This is a genomic window from Microbacterium pygmaeum, assembly GCF_900100885.1.
Lineage (GTDB): Bacteria > Actinomycetota > Actinomycetes > Actinomycetales > Microbacteriaceae > Microbacterium > Microbacterium pygmaeum.
Map to the genome: position 1 here is coordinate 1926934 of NZ_LT629692.1, position 21090 is coordinate 1948023.

General features: G+C 67.7%; 25 protein-coding genes. 12 read left to right on the top strand and 13 right to left on the bottom strand.

Going from position 1 to position 21090, the window contains the following annotated elements; translation table 11 throughout:
- Window positions 1-61 precede the first annotated feature (61 nt).
- Window positions 62-1267 carry an MFS transporter gene (locus tag BLT19_RS09070; protein ID WP_091488983.1) on the bottom strand — a complete coding sequence of 402 codons (1206 nt, stop codon included), beginning with the start codon at window positions 1265-1267 and terminating at the stop codon, window positions 62-64.
- Between the two features lie 370 nt (window positions 1268-1637).
- Between BLT19_RS09070 and nrdH the strand changes: the two genes are divergently transcribed.
- From nrdH to BLT19_RS09095, 5 genes are all read left to right on the top strand, one after another.
- Window positions 1638-1871 carry a glutaredoxin-like protein NrdH gene (nrdH, locus tag BLT19_RS09075; RefSeq protein ID WP_091488986.1) on the top strand — a complete coding sequence of 78 codons (234 nt, stop codon included), beginning with the start codon at window positions 1638-1640 and terminating at the stop codon, window positions 1869-1871.
- Between the two features lie 2 nt (window positions 1872-1873).
- On the top strand, window positions 1874-2344 hold the full coding sequence (nrdI, locus tag BLT19_RS09080; RefSeq protein WP_091488989.1) for a class Ib ribonucleoside-diphosphate reductase assembly flavoprotein NrdI: 471 nt from the start codon (window positions 1874-1876) through the stop codon (window positions 2342-2344).
- On the top strand, window positions 2326-4482 hold the full coding sequence (nrdE, locus tag BLT19_RS09085; RefSeq protein ID WP_091488991.1) for a class 1b ribonucleoside-diphosphate reductase subunit alpha: 2157 nt from the start codon (window positions 2326-2328) through the stop codon (window positions 4480-4482). The genes nrdI and nrdE overlap by 19 nt, the downstream gene beginning before the upstream one ends.
- 37 nt (window positions 4483-4519) lie before the next feature.
- Window positions 4520-5497, top strand: coding sequence for a class 1b ribonucleoside-diphosphate reductase subunit beta (nrdF, locus tag BLT19_RS09090; protein ID WP_091488993.1), 978 nt, complete (start codon window positions 4520-4522; stop codon window positions 5495-5497).
- 252 nt (window positions 5498-5749) lie between these two features.
- The gene (locus BLT19_RS09095) at window positions 5750-6580 is read left to right on the top strand and encodes an alpha/beta fold hydrolase (protein WP_091488996.1); all 831 of its coding nucleotides are present in this window, start codon (window positions 5750-5752) and stop codon (window positions 6578-6580) included.
- A gap of 4 nt (window positions 6581-6584) precedes the next feature.
- On the opposite strand, the gene BLT19_RS09100 is transcribed toward BLT19_RS09095, so the two are convergent.
- On the bottom strand, window positions 6585-6938 hold the full coding sequence (locus BLT19_RS09100) for a UBP-type zinc finger domain-containing protein (protein ID WP_091488998.1): 354 nt from the start codon (window positions 6936-6938) through the stop codon (window positions 6585-6587).
- A 157-nt stretch (window positions 6939-7095) separates the two neighbouring features.
- On the opposite strand from BLT19_RS09100, the gene BLT19_RS09105 reads away from it, so the two are divergent.
- Window positions 7096-9663: an ATP-dependent Clp protease ATP-binding subunit gene (locus BLT19_RS09105; RefSeq protein ID WP_091489001.1), complete on the top strand. Its 2568-nt coding sequence runs from the start codon at window positions 7096-7098 to the stop codon at window positions 9661-9663.
- Between the two features lie 33 nt (window positions 9664-9696).
- Here the strand turns inward: BLT19_RS09105 and BLT19_RS09110 are convergent, their stop codons facing one another.
- Window positions 9697-10440, bottom strand: a complete 744-nt coding sequence (locus BLT19_RS09110; protein WP_231917576.1) for an EI24 domain-containing protein — start codon at window positions 10438-10440, stop codon at window positions 9697-9699.
- A gap of 72 nt (window positions 10441-10512) precedes the next feature.
- On the opposite strand from BLT19_RS09110, the gene BLT19_RS09115 reads away from it, so the two are divergent.
- Window positions 10513-10977: a DUF3817 domain-containing protein gene (locus BLT19_RS09115; RefSeq protein ID WP_091489003.1), complete on the top strand. Its 465-nt coding sequence runs from the start codon at window positions 10513-10515 to the stop codon at window positions 10975-10977.
- An 18-nt stretch (window positions 10978-10995) separates the two neighbouring features.
- On the opposite strand, the gene BLT19_RS09120 is transcribed toward BLT19_RS09115, so the two are convergent.
- The 4 genes from BLT19_RS09120 to BLT19_RS09135 form a co-directional block, all read right to left on the bottom strand.
- Window positions 10996-11367, bottom strand: a complete 372-nt coding sequence (locus tag BLT19_RS09120; RefSeq protein WP_091489006.1) for a GNAT family N-acetyltransferase — start codon at window positions 11365-11367, stop codon at window positions 10996-10998.
- 110 nt (window positions 11368-11477) lie between these two features.
- Window positions 11478-11756, bottom strand: a complete 279-nt coding sequence (locus BLT19_RS09125) for a DUF6510 family protein (RefSeq protein ID WP_231917577.1) — start codon at window positions 11754-11756, stop codon at window positions 11478-11480.
- A gap of 1 nt (window position 11757) precedes the next feature.
- Window positions 11758-12456 (bottom strand): FAD-binding oxidoreductase, encoded by a 699-nt coding sequence (locus BLT19_RS09130; RefSeq protein ID WP_231917578.1) that lies wholly within the window; start codon window positions 12454-12456, stop codon window positions 11758-11760.
- Window positions 12457-12491: 35 nt separating this feature from the next.
- Window positions 12492-13082, bottom strand: a complete 591-nt coding sequence (locus BLT19_RS09135) for a molybdopterin-dependent oxidoreductase (RefSeq protein ID WP_091489011.1) — start codon at window positions 13080-13082, stop codon at window positions 12492-12494.
- A gap of 180 nt (window positions 13083-13262) precedes the next feature.
- Between BLT19_RS09135 and BLT19_RS18120 the strand changes: the two genes are divergently transcribed.
- The 4 genes from BLT19_RS18120 to BLT19_RS09155 are packed head-to-tail and all read left to right on the top strand — an operon-like array spanning window position 13263 to window position 15424.
- A complete protein-coding gene (locus tag BLT19_RS18120; RefSeq protein WP_269457403.1) occupies window positions 13263-13394 on the top strand; it encodes a hypothetical protein in 132 nt (43 codons plus the stop codon).
- A 9-nt stretch (window positions 13395-13403) separates the two neighbouring features.
- Window positions 13404-14405: an epimerase gene (locus tag BLT19_RS09145; RefSeq protein ID WP_091489013.1), complete on the top strand. Its 1002-nt coding sequence runs from the start codon at window positions 13404-13406 to the stop codon at window positions 14403-14405.
- On the top strand, window positions 14374-14793 hold the full coding sequence (locus BLT19_RS09150; protein WP_091489014.1) for a DoxX family protein: 420 nt from the start codon (window positions 14374-14376) through the stop codon (window positions 14791-14793). Before BLT19_RS09145 ends, BLT19_RS09150 begins: the two co-directional genes overlap by 32 nt.
- Window positions 14783-15424 carry a hypothetical protein gene (locus BLT19_RS09155; RefSeq protein WP_091489015.1) on the top strand — a complete coding sequence of 214 codons (642 nt, stop codon included), beginning with the start codon at window positions 14783-14785 and terminating at the stop codon, window positions 15422-15424. Before BLT19_RS09150 ends, BLT19_RS09155 begins: the two co-directional genes overlap by 11 nt.
- Here the strand turns inward: BLT19_RS09155 and BLT19_RS09160 are convergent.
- Together BLT19_RS09160 and BLT19_RS09165 are read right to left on the bottom strand one after the other, a co-directional pair.
- The gene (locus tag BLT19_RS09160; protein WP_091489016.1) at window positions 15410-15832 is read right to left on the bottom strand and encodes a DUF6157 family protein; all 423 of its coding nucleotides are present in this window, start codon (window positions 15830-15832) and stop codon (window positions 15410-15412) included. The two genes, BLT19_RS09155 and BLT19_RS09160, sit on opposite strands and share 15 nt — an antisense overlap.
- An 88-nt stretch (window positions 15833-15920) precedes the next feature.
- Window positions 15921-17249, bottom strand: coding sequence for an HNH endonuclease signature motif containing protein (locus tag BLT19_RS09165; protein ID WP_157681837.1), 1329 nt, complete (start codon window positions 17247-17249; stop codon window positions 15921-15923).
- Between the two features lie 234 nt (window positions 17250-17483).
- Here BLT19_RS09165 and BLT19_RS09170 point away from each other — a divergent pair, with 234 nt between their 5' ends.
- On the top strand, window positions 17484-18437 hold the full coding sequence (locus tag BLT19_RS09170; RefSeq protein WP_091489018.1) for an aldo/keto reductase: 954 nt from the start codon (window positions 17484-17486) through the stop codon (window positions 18435-18437).
- Here the strand turns inward: BLT19_RS09170 and BLT19_RS09175 are convergent.
- The 4 genes from BLT19_RS09175 to BLT19_RS09190 form a co-directional block, all read right to left on the bottom strand.
- Window positions 18411-19349 carry a methyltransferase family protein gene (locus tag BLT19_RS09175; RefSeq protein ID WP_231917579.1) on the bottom strand — a complete coding sequence of 313 codons (939 nt, stop codon included), beginning with the start codon at window positions 19347-19349 and terminating at the stop codon, window positions 18411-18413. The genes BLT19_RS09170 and BLT19_RS09175 overlap by 27 nt on opposite strands.
- A gap of 56 nt (window positions 19350-19405) precedes the next feature.
- Complete coding sequence (locus BLT19_RS09180) at window positions 19406-19768, bottom strand: nuclear transport factor 2 family protein (RefSeq protein WP_091489019.1); 363 nt, start codon at window positions 19766-19768, stop codon at window positions 19406-19408.
- A gap of 117 nt (window positions 19769-19885) precedes the next feature.
- On the bottom strand, window positions 19886-20488 hold the full coding sequence (locus BLT19_RS09185) for a dihydrofolate reductase family protein (RefSeq protein WP_231917580.1): 603 nt from the start codon (window positions 20486-20488) through the stop codon (window positions 19886-19888).
- Window positions 20485-21015, bottom strand: a complete 531-nt coding sequence (locus BLT19_RS09190) for a GNAT family N-acetyltransferase (RefSeq protein ID WP_091489021.1) — start codon at window positions 21013-21015, stop codon at window positions 20485-20487. The genes BLT19_RS09185 and BLT19_RS09190 overlap by 4 nt, the downstream gene beginning before the upstream one ends.
- Window positions 21016-21090 lie beyond the last annotated feature (75 nt).

Below are 21090 nucleotides of genomic sequence, written 5' to 3' on the forward strand. Positions count from 1 at the left end.
AGCAGACGACACGTCGCTATGCGCTGCCTATGACGACCCTGTGCCGCGGTTCTGCATTCGTTCAGGTGATCGTGGACACCGGCTCGGTGTCCGGGATCGGGCTGGGGTCGCGATGCCGCAGGTCGGGGAAGCCGCGCACGAACAGGGCGGCGACGGCGAATCCTGCGACGGCGAAGGCGGTGGCCGCCCAGTACGCGCCCTGCGCACCCACGCCGTCGATGAGGAAGCCGGCGGTCGCCGAGCCCGCCGCCGCGCCGATCAGCTGACCGGTGCCGACCCAGCCGTAGGCCTCCGCAGTGTCGCTGAACTTCACGCTCGCGGAGGTCATCGCGAACACGACGGCCAGGGCGGGGGCAATGCCGATGCCGGCGAGGAACAGCGTGCCGCCGAGCCAGAAGATGTTCAGCGAGAACATCGTGAGACTCAGCCCCACTGCCACGATGGCCAGACGGCGGGCCATCGCCCAGCGTCCGATGGGGATGTGGCCGAAGCTCAGTCCGCCGGTCAGGCTCCCGATCGAGAAGACGGCCAGGACCAGGCCGGCTTCGAGCCCGCCGTGATCGAAGGTGGCCACGACGCCGGCCTCGACCGCCGAGCATGCGCCGATCAGGAGGAATCCGACCACGGTGGCCAGGAGCACCGGGGGCTTGGTGAGCACTTTGCCCAGGCTCCGGCGGCTGCGCGGGATGCGGACGCGGCCGAGCTCGGGGGAGAGGATGAACCACGAGCCGCCGCCGACCAGGATCACCACGATCAGCAGCAGCGCCTGCACCGTGCCGACCTGCGTCGCGACGAGGGTGATGACCACCGGAGCGACGATCCAGATGATCTCCTGCAGCGAGGCATCCAGGGAGAACAGCGGGGTGAGCTGGCGGGAGTTGACCATCTTCGGGTAGATCGTGCGCACCGCCGACTGGACGGGCGGCGTCGACAGCCCGGCGATCACTCCGAGGGCCATGTACGCCGGGACGGCGAGCTGCGCCAGCGCGATCGCCGTGACCGCCAGCGCGCAGACCACCAGGGTGAGCGTGAGGACCCGGCGCATGCCCCAGCGGCCCATCCAGCGGCTTGTGACCGGACCGGCGACGGCCTGACCGACCGACGTCGCCGCCAGCACCAGGCCCGCAGCGCCGTATGAGCCGGTGACGTGCTCGATGTGCAGCAGGATGGCCAGGCTCATCATCCCGTTCGGGAATCGGGCGGTCAGCTGCGCGGCCATGATGCGCCCCACGCCGGGCGTGCGCAGAAGATCCCGGTAGCCCGCCACCCGTCCACGCTAGCCCTCCGGGTTGCCGCGCGCGACACGCCGCGACACGCCCGTCGCGCATTCCACAGGCGAATCCGATGTCGGTGGGGATCCCTAGCGTCCAAGGTGTGGAGGGCTGCCGCGAACGCCGGGGCGCGGCATCCGATTCCAGCGTGATTCAGGGATTTTTCAGGTTCGCGAATCCACCCGCCGCCTGTGGATGAATCGGTGGACAACCTGTGTTGTATCTGGGGAGGGCGGTGGAAAACTACACAGATGTAACTACTAGCCCTTGTGGTGCTATCGAATGTCGGTACCCATATGTAGTATTGGACTCCCCGGTGGGGGTGCTACCGGAAACACAGACTGATTGAGGGAGAAACGGGTCACCATGGCGATCACCGTCTACACAAAGCCCGCGTGCGTGCAGTGCACGGCAACCTACCGCGCGCTGGATTCCAAGGGCATCGAATACGACGTGCTGGACCTCTCGCAGGACCCGGCGGCGCTCGAGCAGGTCAAGGCGCTCGGCTACCTGCAGGCGCCGGTCGTCATCACCGATGAGGACCACTGGTCGGGCTTCCGTCCCGACAAGATCGACGAGCTCGCCAGCCGCCTGGCCTGACGATGGCTGCTTCGGTCGCCGTGCGTCAGCGCAGCGCGACCGAAGGAACCGGCCGCGCTGCGCCGCTGATCGTCTACTTCTCGAGCGTGTCCGGCAACACCGCGCGGTTCGTCGAGAAGCTCGGACTCCGCGCTACGCGAATCCCCCTGCATCCATCCGACCAGCCGCTGGTCGTGAACGAGCCGTTCGTCCTCGTCACCCCCACCTACGGCGGCGGACAGGGCCGAGGGGAGGAGCGGGGAGCCGTACCCAAGCAGGTCATCCGATTCCTCAATGATGAGCGCAATCGGCAACAGATCCGCGGAGTCATCTCCGCGGGGAACACGAATTTCGGCGAACACTTCGGTATCGCCGGCGAGATCATCAGCCGCAAGTGCTCCGTGCCGCACTTGTATCGGCTCGAACTTTTCGGCACGCCCGAAGACGTCGAACGCGTCAACGAAGGATTGGAACGATGGTGGAAGCTGCAGTGACCGAGCTGGCATTCAAGAACGAGGTGCGCTTCGAGGGCATGGATTACCACGCCCTCAACGCGATGCTCAATCTGTACGACGCGAACGGGAAGATCCAGTTCGACGCCGACAAGCGCGCGGCCCGTGAGTACTTCCTGCAGCACGTCAACCAGAACACGGTGTTCTTCCACTCGCTCAAGGAGCGCCTCGACTACCTCGTCGAGAAGGAGTACTACGAGCCGACCGTGCTCGAGAAGTACTCGTTCGACTTCATCCAGCGCCTCAACGACTTCGCGTACTCGAAGAAGTTCCGGTTCGAGACCTTCCTCGGCGCCTTCAAGTACTACACGAGCTACACGCTGAAGACCTTCGACGGCAAGCGGTACCTCGAGCGCTTCGAGGACCGCGTCGTGATGACCGCACTGGGACTGGCCGACGGCGACGAGAAGCTCGCCACCGACCTGGTGGACGAGATCATCTCCGGCCGCTTCCAGCCGGCCACGCCCACCTTCCTCAACTCGGGCAAGGCCCAGCGCGGCGAGCTCGTCTCGTGCTTCCTGCTGCGCATCGAGGACAACATGGAGTCGATCTCGCGCGGCATCAACTCCTCCCTGCAGCTGTCCAAGCGCGGCGGTGGCGTCGCGCTCCTGCTCTCCAACATCCGCGAGGCCGGTGCGCCGATCAAGCAGATCGAGAACCAGTCCAGCGGGATCATCCCGGTCATGAAGCTCCTCGAAGACAGCTTCAGCTACGCGAACCAGCTGGGTGCGCGCCAGGGAGCGGGTGCGGTATACCTCAACGCGCATCACCCGGACATCATGCGATTCCTCGACACCAAGCGCGAGAACGCCGACGAGAAGATCCGCATCAAGACGCTCTCCCTCGGTGTGGTCGTCCCCGACATCACGTTCGAGCTCGCCAAGAACGGCGAGGACATGTACCTGTTCTCGCCGTACGACGTCGAGAAGGTCTACGGCGTCCCGTTCGGCGACATCTCCGTGACCGAGAAGTACCGCGAGATGGTCGATGACGCGCGCATCAAGAAGACCAAGATCAACGCCCGCGAGTTCTTCCAGACCCTCGCCGAGATCCAGTTCGAGTCGGGCTACCCCTACATCATGTTCGAGGACACGGTGAACGCGGCGAACCCCATCAAGGGCCGCATCAACATGTCGAACCTGTGCAGCGAGATCCTGCAGGTGAACACGCCGACCACGTACAACGAGGACCTCTCCTACGACCAGATCGGCAAGGACATCTCCTGCAACCTCGGTTCGATGAACATCGCGCTGTCGATGGATGCGGATGACCTCGGCAAGACGGTGGAGACGGCGATCCGTGCACTGAGCGCCGTGAGCGAGCAGAGCCACATCACCTCGGTGCGCTCGATCGAGGACGGCAACGACCGCTCGCACGCGATCGGCCTGGGGCAGATGAACCTGCACGGCTACCTCGCCCGCGAGCATGTCTTCTACGGCTCAGAAGAGGGCCTGGACTTCACGAACATCTACTTCTACACGGTGCTGTTCCACGCGCTGCGCGCCTCGAACAACCTCGCGATCGAGAAGGGCCACGCCTTCGACGGGTTCGAGGACTCCACCTACGCGAGCGGCGCGTTCTTCGACAAGTACATCGACCGCGCCTGGGTCCCCGAGACCGAGAAGGTGAAGGAGCTCTTCGCCGGCAAGCACATCCCGACGCAGGCGGACTGGTCGGCGCTTCGCGCCACCATCCAGGAGCACGGCATCTACAACCAGAACCTGCAGGCGGTGCCCCCGACCGGCTCGATCTCCTACATCAACAACTCGACGAGCTCGATCCACCCGATCGCCTCGAAGATCGAGATCCGCAAGGAAGGCAAGCTCGGTCGCGTCTACTACCCGGCCGCGTTCATGACGAACGAAAACCTGGAGTACTACCAGGACGCGTACGAGATCGGCTACGAGAAGGTCATCGACACGTACGCCGCGGCCACGCAGCACGTGGATCAGGGCCTGTCGCTGACGCTGTTCTTCAAGGACACCGCCACCACGCGCGACATCAACAAGGCGCAGATCTACGCATGGCGCAAGGGCATCAAGACGATCTACTACATCCGCCTGCGGCAGATGGCCCTCGAGGGCACCGACATGACCGAGTGCGTCTCGTGCATGCTGTGATCACCCTCCGACAGGCTCAGGGACCGAAAGAGAAGAAATGACCCCCGACAAGCTCAAGCTGCTCACGCAGGTGCAGGCGATCAACTGGAACCGCATCGAGGACGATAAGGACGTCGACGTGTGGAACCGGCTGGTCAACAACTTCTGGCTGCCCGAGAAGATCCCGCTGTCCAACGACATCCAGTCGTGGAACACGCTCACGCCCGAGGAGCAGCTGCTGACGATGCGCGTGTTCACGGGGCTCACGCTGCTCGACACGGTGCAGGCGACCGTCGGAGCCGTCTCACTGATCCCGGATGCGATCACTCCGCACGAGGAGGCCGTCTACACGAACATCGCGTTCATGGAGTCGGTGCACGCCAAGAGCTATTCGTCGATCTTCTCGACGCTCGCCTCGACGAAGGAGATCGACGAGGCGTTCCGCTGGTCCGTGGAGAACCCGAACCTTCAGAAGAAGGCGCAGATCGTCATGGAGTACTACCAGGGCGACAACCCCCTCAAGCGCAAGGTCGCCTCCACGCTGCTGGAGAGCTTCCTGTTCTACTCGGGCTTCTACCTGCCGATGTACTGGTCCTCGCATGCCAAGCTCACGAACACTGCAGACCTCATCCGCCTCATCATCCGCGACGAGGCCGTGCACGGGTACTACATCGGATACAAGTTCCAGAAGGGTCTCGAGCGGGTCAGCCAGGCCGAGCGCGACGACATCAAGGACTACACGTTCTCGCTGCTGTACGAGCTCTACGACAACGAAGTGCAGTACACGCAGGACCTCTACGACGGCGTCGGGCTGACGGAGGACGTCAAGAAGTTCCTGCACTACAACGCCAACAAGGCGCTTATGAACCTGGGGTACGAGGCGATGTTCCCCGAGACGACCACGAACGTGAACCCCGCGATCCTGTCCGCCCTCTCACCGAACGCCGATGAGAACCACGACTTCTTCAGCGGGTCCGGCTCGTCGTACGTCATCGGCAAGGCCGAGGCCACCGAAGACGCGGACTGGGACTTCTAGCGTCCCGACGAATCACCCGTCGGGTGTTTCACGACAGTCTGTCGCGGAGAGCGCCCACACGGTATCGTGGTCATCGGACCGAGATGCTTTGATCCCAGACCCTGATCTGGCGTATCGGCGTCTACCGCGATTGTCTGCGTCGCGGATGCTCCTGGCTGTCCTCGGTTTCCGTCGTTCCCCAGACGGCCCGGGAAGCCGAGGAAGTCAGGCCTCAGGCGTGCATTCCGGACACCGTTCTGACACGGTGGAGGCATGACGGATGACACTCCTGTGACCACGTCCACGTCGACCGGTTACGTCGAGTTCGATGCGCTCCGCCTCTACTACGAAGTGCACGGCGAGGGCGGGACACCGCTCGTCCTCCTGCACGGCGGACTGTTCGACATCGACCAGCAGTTCGGCTCGCTGATCGCCGATCTGTCCGCCGAGCGCCGAGTGGTCGCCATCGATTTCCAGGGCCACGGCCGCACGAACGACATCGACCGCCCGTTCGGTGCGGCAGCCTTCGCCGGCGACGTGCTCGGCGTCCTCGACTTCCTCGGCATCGAGCGGGCTGACGTCTTCGGATTCAGCATCGGGGGAGCGGTCGCCCTCGAACTCGCGATCGAGCACCCGGAACGCGTCCGGCGGCTCATCGTCTCGTCGACGACCTTCGCCGCGTCGGGCATGCGCGGTTCCGAGAACGCAGCGGCCGTCGGCGCGATGACGGTGGACATGATCGCCGGCTCGCCGATGGAGTCGGCCTACCTCGCGAAGTCGCCGCACCCCGACCTCGACCACCTCCAGGGGCTGCTCGACAAGCTCGGCGCGTCCTACGCGGGTGGGTTCCCGGACCGCACGCCGGAGGAGATCACCGGTATCCAGGCGCCGACCCTCATCACGGTCGGCGACGCTGACATGGTCTCGCTGGAGCATGCCGTGGAATTCCTGCGCCTGCGCGGCGGAGACGTCAACGGCGACTTCGACGGCGTGCCCGCCTCGCAGCTGGCCGTGTTCCCCGGCACGTCGCACTTCTTCGGAATCGCCCGGACCGACCTCGTCCGCGACGTCGTCCTCGGCTTCCTCGACGCCCCGGAGTCCTGACCCGCTATCGCGAGAGCAGATCCTCCCAGTCGGCGGGCAGGCGATCCGCCGGTCCGGGGACGGACTGATCGGCGGGATGCGCGTCGGGCGCTGCGAGACGGGGGCCGCGCAGCATCCGCTCCTCGACGAAGTCCCAGTACCAGTCCTCACCGGGTTCGAAGCTCTGCATCAAGCGGTGGCCGGACGCGTGGAAGTGCGCGGTGCCGTGCTTGTTCAGCGAGTCATCGCAGCATCCGACGTGGCCGCAGAGTGCGCAGCGCCGCAGGTGAACCCACCAGCTGCCTGATTCGTCGCACTCGAGGCATCCGTTCCCGCTCGGCGCGGCGGCGGGATCGATGAAGTCGCTCAGCTCGGTCATGCCGCGATGCTATCGGGGCCGGGGCATGCCCGCTCTGCTGTGGGCTGATCGACCTGGGAATACACCTGGGCTGTTCCCGTTGAACTTGATACAGGTTCACTCAACTCCTAACCTTGAGTGACGTGAACTCAAGTTTGATCAGGAGAGATTCAGACACATGCCCGGAGACTTCACCCCCGAAGACGCCGAGAACGGCGCCAGCGCGTTCGACGACTTCCTCGCCCGCTACATCGACGGTGAGCGCGCCCGCGCATCCCGTTCGATCGATCTGACGCGCTTCCTCAGCCGCCGCACGCAGGAGTTCCTGCAGGCGGCCGGCGCGTTCGCGCTGGAGCGCGGCCAGCACGAACTCGATGCACTGCACGTGCTGCGTGTGCTCGTGGCCGAGGCTCCAGCAAAGGACGCGGTCGAGCGCATCGGCGCCGACCCGCAGGCGATCGCCCGCGCCGTCGAGCAGCGCCTGCCCCAGGCATCCGACCCCGCGAACGTGGAGGGCGCCGTCATCACACCGTCGGTCCAGCGCGCGCTGTTCCACGCCTTCCAGGTGGCGCGCTCAGCGGGCTCGACCTACGTCGACCCGGAGCACCTCTTCTTCGCGCTCGTCCTCGGACAGGACGCCCCGGCGGGCCAGATCCTCGCCCAGGCCGGCGTGACCGCCGACGCTCTCGTGCAGGGCGCCCGCGAGACCGTGACGCCGAGCGGAACGCCTTCGACCGAGCAGGGGCAGGATGCCGCGGCATCAGAGACCCCGATGCTCGACCGCTTCGGCACCGACCTGACCGAGCGCGCCCGCAACGGCAGGCTCGACCCGGTCATCGGCCGCGAGGACGAGATCGAGCAGACCGTCGAGATCCTCAGCCGCCGCACGAAGAACAACCCCGTGCTCGTCGGCGAGGCCGGCGTCGGAAAGACCGCGATCGTCGAGGGCCTGGCGCAGGCCATCGTCGCAGGTGCGGTTCCCGAGCAGCTGCGCGACAAGCGCGTCATCGCGCTCGACCTGCCCGCCATGCTGGCCGGCACCCGCTACCGCGGCGACTTCGAAGAACGGCTGACCAAGACGATGGACGAGATCTCGACCCTCTCGGGTGAGCTGATCCTCTTCATCGACGAGGTGCACACCGTCGTCGGCGCCGGTGGCGGCGGAGACGGTGCGATGGACGCCGGCAACATCCTCAAGCCGAGGCTGGCGCGCGGCGAACTGCACCTCGTCGGCGCGACCACGCTCAAGGAGTACCGGGTCATCGAGAAGGATCCGGCCCTCGAGCGGCGGTTCCAGCCGGTTCGGGTGGGAGAGCCGAGCATCGAGGACGCCGTCCTGATCCTGCGGGGCCTCCGCCCCGCCTACGAGGAGCACCACGCCGTGCGCTTCACGGACGACGCCCTCCGCGCCGCCGTCGAGCTCAGCGACCGGTATCTGCCCGACCGCGTCCTGCCCGACAAGGCGATCGACCTGATCGACCAGGCCGGCGCCCGGCTGCGCCTGCAGCTCGGCCTGAAGGTCGACGTGTCGGGATTGATCGCGCGGCTCGCCGAGCTCGAGGCGGACAAGAACGCCGCCGTCTCGGCCGAGCACTACGAGGAGGCATCTCGCATCCGGGATGCGATCGCCGACGTCCAGGGCAAGCTCGAGACGGCGACCGCGTCGGCTCGCGCGACGACCGGAACCGAGGAGGCCGTGGTGGGTGAGCCCGAGATCGCAGCGGTGATCAGTCGGTCCACCGGCATCCCGGTCAAGCGCCTCACCGAATCCGAGCGCGAGCGCCTCGCGACCCTGGAAGACGAACTCCACGGTCGTGTGATCGGCCAGGACGACGCGGTGACGGCGGTCGCCAAGGCCGTGCGCCGCAACCGCACCGGCATGGGCGATGCCCACCGTCCCGTCGGCTCGTTCCTGTTCCTCGGTCCGACCGGTGTCGGCAAGACCGAGCTGGCCAAGGCCCTGGCCTCCAGCCTGTTCGATGACGAGGGTGCCGTAATCCGCTTCGACATGAGCGAGTTCGGCGAGCGGCACACGGTGTCGCGGCTGGTCGGTGCCCCTCCGGGATACGTCGGCTACGACGAGGCCGGACAGCTCACCGAGCGGGTGCGCCGCAACCCGTACTCCATCGTGCTGTTCGATGAGATCGAGAAGGCCCACCCCGACGTGTTCAACCTGCTGCTGCAGGTACTCGACGACGGTCGCCTCACCGACGGTCAGGGCCGGACGGTCGATTTCCGCAACACGGTGATCGTCATGACCTCGAACATCGGCAGCGAGTTACTCGCGTCGCGCTCCGGCGCGATCGGCTTCATCGCCGACGGCGGTGGAGCCACGGGCTTCGGCAGTGAGGACGACCTGCGCGTGCGCGTGATGGGTCGGCTTCGTGAGGCGATGCGTCCGGAGTTCCTGAACCGCATCGACGAGGTCGTCCTGTTCCGCAAGCTCGACAAGCCGCAGCTGCGCGAGATCGTGCGCCTGCTGATCGGCGCGACCGAGCAGCGCCTCTCCCGCCGTGAGGTCTCGCTCGAGCTCACCGACGCGGCCGTGGATTGGCTGGTCGAGCACGGGTACGAGCCCGAGTACGGCGCGCGGCCGCTGCGCCGGGTGATCCAGCGCGAGGTCGACGACCGCATCGCCGAACTGTTCGTGAGCGGGCAGCTCAGCGACGGCGGCGCGGTGCGGGCGGATGCCTCGGCCGGCGCCCTGGTCGTGACCGCGATCTCGGAGCTCGCTGCCGCGGCCTGAACTGAGGGATCTCCGTGCATGCACGGAGATCCCTCAGTCTGTCGGGGCGGAAGCCGGGGCGAGCAGCGATCGTGCGAGAGCCGTGGATCCCGCGACGGCGGCGGGCATCGTCGCGACCGCCCCGAGGGGAACCAGGAAGCAGAGCTGCGTCGCGACGCCGAATCCCAGGACGCGAGCCCGGTGCGCCCGCATCAGGCGGCGGCGTGCGGCATGGTCCAATCCGCGCGCGCTCAGCGCCCGCGAGGAGAGCTCGTCGGCCAGCAGCCACCCAGTGAGCGTGACGCCGACGATGGTGGCGAGCACTCCGCCCACCGCGGGGATCAGGCCGATCAGCGCCGCAAGCAGCGCGATCCCGACGCCGCGAAGGAACAGCCCGATGCCGTCAAGCACCGACCGCCAGAACCCGTAGTCGGCATCCGGCTGCGCGTCACCCAGGTCGCGCTCGACCGATCGCCAGATCCGCTCGTAGAACGGCTCGCCGAGGATCAGCGTCAGCGCGGTGAACGAGACGGCCACCAGCACGAGTGCGGCGCCGACCATCGCCGTGCCGATGGTCACGCGGATCACCGTGGCCCACAGCCCCGGCCAGCCCTCGGCGAACGGCGTGACGGCCACCGTGATCCCAGGCAGCCAGACGGCGAGCGAGATGAGCCCCGCGAGCAGCAGGATCCCGACGATCGCCGCGGGGATGAGCCCCAGCGCCATCAGGCCGGGTCGGCGTCGCCAGTAGCCGAACCCGCCCAGCAGCAGCCCCATCCCTCCGACGAACTCGCGCACGTCAGCCAGCCTAGAGCGGCCGCATAGGCTGGAAGCCTCCGTCCCGCCCGCCGACTCGACTGAGGAGATCCGTTGTTGCGCACGCCCCTGAATCTGTTCCGAGTTCTCGCGATCGCCGAAGTGGTGTCATGGACGCTGCTGATCACGGGACTCGTCGTGCGGGCCACGACGGGCCTCGCCATTGCGGTCACGGTCGGCGGCGGCATCCACGGCTTCGTCTTCCTCGCCTACGGCGCGACGGCCGTCCTGGTGGCGAAGAATCAGCGATGGAGCGCGTGGCCCACGACCGTCGCGGTCGTCAGCGCGGTCATCCCGTATGCGACCATCCCGACCGAACTGTGGCTGCACCGCACCGGACGGCTGGCCGGTGCCTGGCGGATCGAGGAGACCGCCGATCCGCGCGATCGCGCCTGGCACGATCGAGCGATGCGCGTGCTCCTGCGACGACCGTGGCTGCTCGCGGTGCTTCTCGGAGTCGCGGTGGCCGGAGTGTTCACGGTGCTTCTCGTCGTCGGTCCGCCCGGCGGGCGGGACTGAGCGCAGCCGCGATCGGCATCAGTCCCGCTTCGGCAGCTCCTGCAGGGTCCAGCTGTTGCCGTCGGGGTCGTCGAAGGTGACGAACCGGCCCCACGCCTGCTCATCGACGCCGGAAGCCTCTGCGCCCGCCGCGCGCAGCTGGGCCAGTGCCTCATCGGCGTCCGGCACGACGACCTGGATCGTGTTCTGCCGCCCCGGCTCGAGATCTATGCCGAGTCCGGTGCCGAAGGCGATCGAGCAGGCCGAGCCGGGAGGCGTCATCTGCACGAAGCGCAGCCCGTCGAACGGAACCTGGTCGTGATCGGCGTGGAAGCCGATCCGCTCGTAGAACTCCTTGGCACGATCCACGTCCGTCACCGGCACGAGGATGAGCTCGATCTTCCAGTCCATGATGCGTTCCTTCCGCGTTCGGCGGCATTGCTGAGATCCGATTCACACACCCGGATGCCGCCCTCTCCCGCACGATAGTCACCATCGCGGACAGGGAGCGTCCGTGATGGTCAGCGCGACGCGCCGGGTACTTCGAGTGCGCTGATCCCCGGCATCCCGAACCAGATCCGCCCGTCGTCGCCCTCGACGACCGTCGCGAGAACGGCATCGCAGGACGTGCAGCGCGCGACCATTCCCATACCCGACGCGTACACCACCGCCAGCGCCAGCGCCCCGTGCGTGCCGCAGTGCCGGCAGCGTGCGTCGCTGTTCGTCGGATCCCAGCCGAGTGCGTCGCTGAGTGCACCCGCGAGCACGTTCCCGTCAAGTCGAGCTGTTCCTGATGACACCTCACGAACCTCCGAATCTCTCCGTGCGGACATCGCCCGGGTGATGACCTGCCCCGATCAGCCAGCGCGAGACCGCCTCCACGAAGGGCGTCGGTCCGCAGACGAAGACGAGCGGATGGGATGCCGCGGGCACCGTGATCTCGTCGAGGACCGCCTCTGAGAGCCTGCCGGGTGCGACCGGCCATGAAGGCGGCGCGCTGCGCGTGTACACGTAGTCCAGCCGCAGCGCGCTTCCGCCGGCGAGGGCGGTCAGTTCGCTGCGGAAGAAGACGTCATCGGGCGTCCGCACCGAGTACAGCAGTCGAAACGGGGTGTCATCGCCCGCACTTCCGTGCGCGGCGGCCATCGCGTAGAGCGGCACCACCCCGGACCCACCGGCGATCAGCTGCACCGGACGCGGCGGAGTGGAATCTACGGGCGGTGTCCAGATGAAGAACGCGCCGAGCGGGCCGTGGAGCTCGACCTGGTCGCCCACCCTCAGGTCGTGCACGAGGAACGGCGAGACCTCGCCGTCCGGAAGCTCGTCGACGGCGAGGATCACGCGGGTCCCTGAGCCGGAGGACGCGATCGAGTACGACCGCGTCGCCTGGTACCCGTCCGGTGCGGACAGCCGCACATCGAGGTGCGCGCCGGCGTCGTTGCCCGGCCACGTCGGCACGTCGAGTTCGATCCGTCGCGCTGTCGCCGTCTCGGGGCGCACGGACGCGACCGTGGCGACGTGCCACGCGGCCCTGTCTACCAATACCGCTCTTCCTGCCAGGGGTCGCCGTGCAGGTGGTAGCCGTTCTGCTCCCAGAATCCGGGATCATCGCTGGGCATCGTCACCAGCCCCTGGATCCACTTCGCGCTCTTCCAGAAGTACAAGTGCGGGACGAGCAGGCGCGCCGGTCCGCCGTGTTCGGGATCCAGGGGCTCACCGTCCGCCTCGAACGCGATCCAGCTCTTGCCGTCCAGGAGGTCTTCCAGCGGGACGTTCGTCGTGTACCCGCCGTACGAATGCGCCATCACGTAGTCATGGTCGGTCTCGACGGTCGCGAAGATCTTGTCCAGGGAAACTCCGCGCCAGGGCATCTCGAGTTTCGTCCAGTGCGTGACGCAGTGGATGTCCGTCGTGATGTCTTCGATGCCGAGCGCTCGCAGCTCGTCCCAGCTCCAACGGTGCACCCCGTTCTCGGTTCGCACCGAGAACTCCCAGTCGGCGGTGTCGACCTGCGGAGTCGGGCCTGCCGAGAGCACCGGCCAATCGGAGACCAGGGTCTGGCCGGGAGGGAGCCGCGGATCGCGGTCTCCGCGCCTGCCGGAGAAACCTCGTGTGATGAACGACATGGCATCCTTCCGTCGGCTTCACACTAGTGACGCTGGGAGCGGCTTGTCACGGGTCGCGCCCGCCGTCTTCGCCGTGCGGTGCGAAACGGGCGGGCGCTACAGTCCTGCCATGACCGATGGCGCGCCCGCGCTCGCCGCTGCGCTGCGGATGCTGTCGGGGGCGAGAGCCTGCCGGCGGAGGTGCAGCTGCTGCGGTTTCCGGATCAGGAGGCGGTGGATGCGTATCTGAGCGACCCGCGACGCATCGCGATGCTTCCGGAGCGCGACCGCGTCATCGCGCGCACCGAGCTGTTCCCGGTGCGGCTCGGGTAGCGTCGAAGGATGCCCGACGCCGACAAGCCCCGTGCCGTCGTCGCCGGTGGTTCCGGATTCATCGGCGCCGCGCTGACGAAGGCGCTGAGCCAGGACGGCTACCGCGTCGTGCAGATCGGCAGAAGCGGACCCGACGTTCGGTGGGGTGATGCGGCAGCGGTCCGCCGAGCGGTGGACGGCGCGGACATCCTCGTCAACCTGGCCGGCAAGAGCGTGAACTGCCGCTACACCGACGCGAACCGGAACGAGATCCTGCGCTCGCGGGTCGAGACGACCCGGCAGCTGCGCGAAGCGGTGCAGGATGCCGCGGCGCCGCCGCGCGTCTGGATGAATGCGAGCACGGCGACGATCTACCGGTACGCGCTGGACCGGCCGCAGACGGAGTCGACCGGCGAGCTCGGCACCGGGTTCTCGGTCGACGTCGCTCGCGCATGGGAGGCGGAACTTTTCGCCGGCGATCTCCCGGATACCCGTCGGGTCGCACTGCGGATGGCGATCGTGCTGGGTGACGGACCGGCGACGAACGTGCTGGTGCAGCTCGCGCGGATCGGGCTGGGCGGCACGCAGCACGATGGCTGGTGGTTCCCGCATCGTCGCTATCGAGGCATCGGAGCGCACCCCACCGGCGACCGTGTGCCGTGGCACCGGTCCCACGGCCGGCAGAAGTTCAGCTGGATCCACATCGATGACGTCATCGGTGCGATCCGCTTCGTACGGGACGGAGACGTCTCCGGTCCCGTGAATCTCGCGGCCGAACGCACGAGCGACAACCGCTCGCTGATGGCGGCGCTGCGACGCGTCGTCGGCGCGCGCGTGGGGCTTCCGTCGTGGCGCTTCATGCTGGAACCGGCGATGTGGGTCCTGCGGACCGAGCCCGAGCTCGTGGTGAAGAGCCGCTGGGTCCATCCCGAGACCTTGACCTCTGCGGGGTACTCTTTCGAGCACTCCGATCTGGAAGACGCCCTGCGAAAGGTGATCGATGCCGAAGCCGTCGAAACGCACGCCCGCTGAGATCGTGCGCGCGGTGGGGCGTTCCTCGCTCGCCGCCCTGCTGGCTGTCGCGGGTGCCTCGCATCTGACGTGGGGCAGGCGTGGCTATCGGATCGTCGTGCCCGACTGGGCGACGAAGGCGACCACGTTGGATAAGGACGCCATCGTCGTCGCCTCGGGCGTTGTCGAGGTGATGCTCGCGGGCGCGCTGGTCGTGCTGCCGAAGGAGCGCACGGTCGTCGGATGGCTGGTCGCGGCGTTTTTCGTCGCGGTCTTCCCGGGCAACGTCCACCAGTGGCAGACCGGCCGCTCGGCGCCGATGATGCGCACCGACCGCGCCCGTTTCATCCGGTTGCTTCTGCAGCCGCTGCTGGTCGTCTGGGCGATCTGGAGCACCCGTGGACGCTGAGCGCACGCAGCTCAGCTTCCGAATCTTCGGGACGCCCGGCGCCGAACGCCTCGTGGTGCTCGTAGGCGCCGGTGACACGTCGACGGTCGACCCGTCGGCGGTCGTGACGGCGGCCAGGGACATTCGGATTCTGGCGGTCGCGCTGACCGGGGCCGCGATCGATGATCCCGGCACGTTCGGGAGCCAGACCCCCGCCGAGCAGACCGCGACGGCCCTGGCGGATCTCGTCCGCGAGCAGCTCGGCCTCGACGCATCCGACGAGGACCCTCGCACGGCCGGGATACTCGCGTATCGCGCCGCCGGTGATGTCGCCCTCCGCGCGACGAAGGAACTCGGCGAGGTGGTGGATCGGCTCGCTCTCGTTGCGGTGCCGCTGCCCGAGGGTCCGCTGGACCGCGATGACCTGGGAGGGCTCATCGAAGGGGTCACGGCGAACACCCTCATCATGAACGGCCGCCGGGACGGTGAGGCGGGGGCCGACGCGGCGTCGTGGTATCGAGATCACATCGCTTCAGCGCACGTCGAGATCGTGCCTCAGGACGACCCCTTGAGCCTCACCGACGTGTGGGACCGTGTCCTGTCGCACGTCGCGCCCGGGACCGAGCGTTCGCCGTCCTCAGACGCGTCGTGAGCGCATCGCCCGCGTCTGCGTGAGATTCGGGTCGTGGGACAACCGCTCGTACTCCGGGGTGCCGACGGCGACCAGAGCGACGCGGCCTTCGGCGTCATGATGCGTTCCCCAGCCGTAGCGCTTCCCTAGCGGCGATGAGCGTAGGCAGGGCTGACCCTTCGCGTAGAACGCCTCGCGCGCGGCATCCTTCTCGCCCTCGTCCAGTTCGGCGCGGATCGCGTACGTCTCGAAGATGATGTCGTCAGAGGTATGCGCATAGGGCGCGGCAGCGATCAGGTCGTGGTGCAGCGACGCGATCGTCGGTGCGGCGGCCTTGGCGACCGGCACCTCGGCCGTGTCGACCGGGCAATCCTGAGCCACGGCGATGAACGTGTTCACGTAGTTCGTGGTGTGGATGCGTGCGCTCATCGTCACATCGTACGGAGCGTCGCCGACACCGTGCAGGCTGCGTTCGCGGGCGGTTCGGACTGCCGGTGCTCAGCTCGCCGCGTTCGCTTCAGAAGGGTGCGGCGTCGAGGGTGGGTCGGAAGATGACCTGCGGCGGATGGTCGGTGTGTGTTCGACCGGTGGGGGTGGTCCATTCGAGTCGTCCGCCGGTGAGTTGGCGAGCGGTCCAATCGGTGTCGGTTTTGAGGGTGTGGTGCCGAATGCAGAGGCAGGCGAGGTTGGTGGTGCTGGTGGGCCCGCCGTCGTGATGTTCGTGGTTGTGGTCGATCTGGCATCGGCGGGCCGGCATGCGGCAGCCGGGGAATCGGCAGTGCCGATCGCGGGCGAGGCGGAGTCGCCGCTGGGCCGGGGTGGGCTGGTATCGATCGACCGTGAGGACGACGGCGGTGATCGGGTCGTACATCACTCGGTCCCAGACGGGGGTGGCGCCGGCGAGGAGCCTCGCGGTGGCCGGGTCGATGGGGGCCTTCCCGTCGATGTCGGCGCCGCCGTCGGTCACCCCGGTGAGGGTCGTGAGGGGCAAGGTGATCTGCACGTGCGCGCGGATCGCGCCCAGCCCGCCTGGGAGGGCGTCACAGGTGGCGTCGATGGCAGGCGCGCCGGTGAGGAGCAGGTCGATGAACACGTCTGCGCGGGTCTGATCGATCGTCCGATCATCGAACGATAATCCGTCGGCGTCGGCGTCGCCGCTCGCGCCCTCGGTTCCTGCGGCCCGGCGGGCGTCCTGGTCGATGCGCTTGAGCGCGTGGGCTTGGCGAGTGAGACGATCGGCGATGGCGTGGGCGTAGACGGTGGGGACCAGGGCGATGACCTGCGACATCGCGTCGTCCAGGTCGACGATCGTGATCTTCTGGTCATCGGCGGCGACCGCATGCCGTTCGTGCATGCTCCGAGGGTCGAGTTTCTCCGCCAACTGGCGCGCGTAGGACCGGGTGCGTCCCACGGTTTCCGCTTCCGCCCAGTCGAGCACGACGCTCTCGAATGCGGCCCGCACCTCCGCCTCATCCAGGACGGCGCCGGTATCGAGGATCACGTCGGCGTGCGCCTTGCTGATCCGCCCGCCGGCCAAGGCGTCCACGGTGGTGGGGAAGAGAGTGACCAGGCGCCAGGCGTCGTACATCTTCGTCTGCACGGTCCGATCGTGCAGGTGTGTTTCGACGCTGATCTGCGCGGCGATGGACCGCAACGGCATGTCGCGTTGCCGGGATGCCGCCGACGTGATCCGGGCGGTCTGCTGCTGCGCCAGATCCCAGGCCGCTGCCAGTTCCCGCAGCATCGCCGCCTCATCTGCAGCGATACGCGATCTGATCGCCACGCACCGATCGGCGATCGCGTCGACCGCCGCGATCTCGGTCAGGTACCGCTCGTGACCGTCCACATCGTGCCCCTTCGTGCAAGCTCGAACACCCCGCGCGAACGGCGGGATGACCTCGGCGCCCGGGGCACTCGGTGGCCGATAAGAACAGCATGGCAGGGGCCTCCGACATCGCCAGGAGGCCGGCCCTTCGCGAGGCCGGCCCGCGACGAGGCCGGGCCCGTCGGTGAGAGCCGAAACATTCCGCCACACCGCCCCGCCGGGAATACCTCCCGCTCCCATTCGTTCCGGTCCTTCATGACACGAATCGGAACCAGCAGCCTCGACGTCCTTCCCCTTTCACTTGGCGGCAACGTCTTCGGCTGGACGGCCGATCGCGACGAGTCATTCGCGATCCTCGACGCGTTCGTCGCGGGCGGCGGCAATTTCATCGACACCGCCGATTCGTACAGCGCCTGGGTACCCGGCAACACCGGCGGCGACAGCGAGCGGATCATCGGAGAGTGGCTCGCATCGCGCCGCCCGGAGGGTGTCGTCGTCGCGACGAAGGTCAGCCAGCACCCCGACTTCAAGGGGCTGTCGGCGAGCAACGTCCGCGCGGCGGCCGAGGCATCCATCCAGCGTCTCGGCGTCGAGGCGCTCGATCTCTACTACGCGCATTTCGACGATTCCAGCGTGCCGCTCGAGGAGACGGTCGGCGCCTTCGGCGAGCTCGTCACCGACGGGCTCGTGCGGTACACCGCCGTCTCCAACTACAGCGCAGACCGTATCCGTGAGTGGGTCGGCATCGCGCAGGCCGGCGGCATCGCGCTTCCGGTCGCCATTCAGCCGCACTACAACCTGGTCCACCGCAACGAGATCGAGGAGCGCATCGTTCCGGTCGCCGAGGAGTTCGGGCTCAGCCTCGTTCCTTACTATGCGCTGGCCAGCGGTTTCCTCACCGGCAAGTACCGGACGACGGATGCCGGAGGCCAGGCATCCCCGCGAGCCGGCGGCGCCGCGAAGTACGCCACGGTCCAGGGTCTGGAGATCCTCGATGCGCTCGAGGGGATCGGGCGTGCGCACGACGTGTCGATCGCCGCGACCGCCCTGGCATGGCTGCGGGCGCAGCCGACGGTGGCAGCGCCGATCGCCAGCGCGTCCCGCGTCTCGCAGGTCGCGGATCTCCTGGACGGCGCACGGGTCGAGCTGAGTGCTGACGAGGTTCAGGAGCTGAACCGTGTCTCAGAGTGGACCCCGGCCGGCGTCTAGCCGCGGCACCCAGCAGCGCACGCGATCGCGGTAGCGACGGTAGTCGTCGCCGAACCGCGCGAGGAGGTCCGCTTCCTCCCAGGGCCGGACGGCGTAGTTCCAGACGAGCGAGCCGATGATGGCGTAGACGACGACGAGCCAGGAAGACAGCATCAGCCCCACAGCCACGCCCTGGAGGATCCCGGATACCGCCATCGGATTGCGGATGAAGCGGTAGGGGCCGGCGATGACCAGCCGGCTTGGCATCGCGGAGGGCAGGGGAGTGCCGTCACCCCTCAGGTTGAAGGTGACGGCCGACCACAGCCCCGGGATGCTGGCCAGCACGAACAGCACGGCGCCCGTCACGGGGACCGCAATCGGCAGTGTCACCGCCAGGCCCCACCGCTGCTCGAGCATGGCCAGGATGACCGGGATGACGCCGAGGAAGATTCCCCAGAACACGGTGATCTGCACGAGCGTGACCGCGAGGTGTGCAGCCGGCGAGCGGTGCGACCGCGCCACCCGGAAGGCGAACGGACCCGCGATGATCCACTCGGTCGGAATGCGTCCGAGCGTGCTGAGACTGAGTGCCATCACCGAACCCGCGGACGCTCCCGCCATCAGCACCACGCCCCACCCCGCTTCGCCGGTGACGGTCGCGTAGATCGCGAGCAGGCCGGTGACGAGCACGGTCCAGACCGTGGCGATCGCGCTCGGAATGCGGACTGCTCGTCCGGGAAGTACCGCTGCCAGCGCGGACGCGACCACGAACAGCGGTATGTCGAGCAGGGCGACGAGTCCGGGATGCAACGAGCCGAGCGTCGCCGTCCGCACCAGGGGCATCGTGAGGACGCACACCCACCATGCCGCTCCCGCGACGGCCTGGGCGGTGAAGTACAGCCGCGCCAGGTTCGCGGGGGACGGCAGGCTCACCCCGCCAGTCTTGCCGGAATCCGGCAACGGTGTCGGGCCGACGGCGGCCAGTCGAACTATTTCTGTGCGTCGACGAAGAAGGTCCGGACGCTTGTGATCCGATCGCGGGAGACGGTGATCACGTCGATGCCGCGTGCCACCGGGGCGCCGGATGGGCCGAACGCCCAGGCGAGCGCACCGATGTCAGTCCCGGCATAGCGGTCACCGTCTTCGACGAACACGAAGGTCTCCGGCGCGTCGGCCAGGAGCGCGGCGGCCTTCGTCTCAACGGCATCCCACCCGTGCACGGTCTCCTCCGGGTCGGCGAAGACGACGTCATCGGAATACACACGCTCGATCGCCGCTCGCCTCGCCGCGGCATCGCGATTGCCGAACACGTCGTGGAGGTTGGCGGCAAGCAGCTCAGAGACGTTCGTCATGAGGCATCCAATCGATGTGGAGGATTCTGACACGCCAACGCTGCCGGGACCTGTCCTTATTCCGCTCCGGCAGGACGCTCTCACCCGACGCCGCCCGTTGCGCCGGTGCCGAGCCGGTCACCGGCGGTCGTAGGTCACCACTCGCACGCCGCCGGCGAGCGACACCTCCTCGACCGGACGGAACAGATTCGGCGCGAACGGTCCGTCGAACAGCGGAACACCCGAGCCGATGACGGAGGGGTTCAGTTTGAGCACCAGCCGGTCGATCTGCGGCAGCAGCGCGGCCGCGAGTGCACCGCCGCCGACCAGCCAGATGTCCATGCCGGGCTCCTCCTTCAGCCGAGCGACGAACTCGACCGGATCCGAATCCACGAGCTCCACGGCTGAGTCGGGACTCGTCTTCATCGACCTCGAGAACACGACGTGGCGGAGGTGCGGGTACGCGTCTGCGACCCCGGCGTCCAGGCCGACCTGATACGACCGGCGACCTTCCACGACGGTGTCGAAGACGACCGCTGCGCCGTCGACCCCGAGCGCCTGCCGAGCAGCAGCCGGCAGCGTCTCGGGGAAATGCTGGACGATGTGCTCGAGGAGATCCGGCGTCATCGCGAAGAAGTCCGCTCCGCTCGGGTCGGTGCGGTCCGGGCTCGCGATGAACCCGTCGAGCGTGGTGGCGACGTAGTAGACGAGCCTGCGCATGGGATCCGTTCCGTCCGTCACGCGTACTCACCCGACAGAAGCGAGTACACGGCCTTGTCGTAGAACACTCCGGCGATCGGCCAGGCCTCGCGGAGGGTCCCCTCGTAGGTCATCCCCAGGCGAACCGCCAGCGCGATGCTCCGCTCGTTGTCGCTGCGGCACCGCCACTCGACGCGGTGCAGTCCTCGCACCTCGAACGCGTACCGCAGCAACTCGCGCACGGCGGCGCCGATGTGCCCATGCCCCTCGCCGGCCGGTTCCGACCAGCATCCGATCTCGCATACACCGCTCGCAGCGCTGAACTCGACGAACATGACGCCACCGATCAGCACGCCCTCGGCCCAGATCCCGTAGATCCGCCCACCGTCGCGGGCGGTTGCTTCGGCGTAACGCGTCAGTGTCGCGCGGGCGCCGGCGAGGTCCGTGCTGACGAATGAGGGTCCGACCCACGGACGGATGTGCTCGCGGGCACGATCGAGGTGCGCGGCGAACTCGTCCGCCCGCCACGGCTCGAGCGCCTCGAACGTCGCGCCGGTGGAGAGGATCATCGCCGTGCCTGTCCCTCGGCGTGTCCGCGGTTCTGTGTGCGCATGTCCCCTCCGTGTTCGCGTGTGTCTCCGACG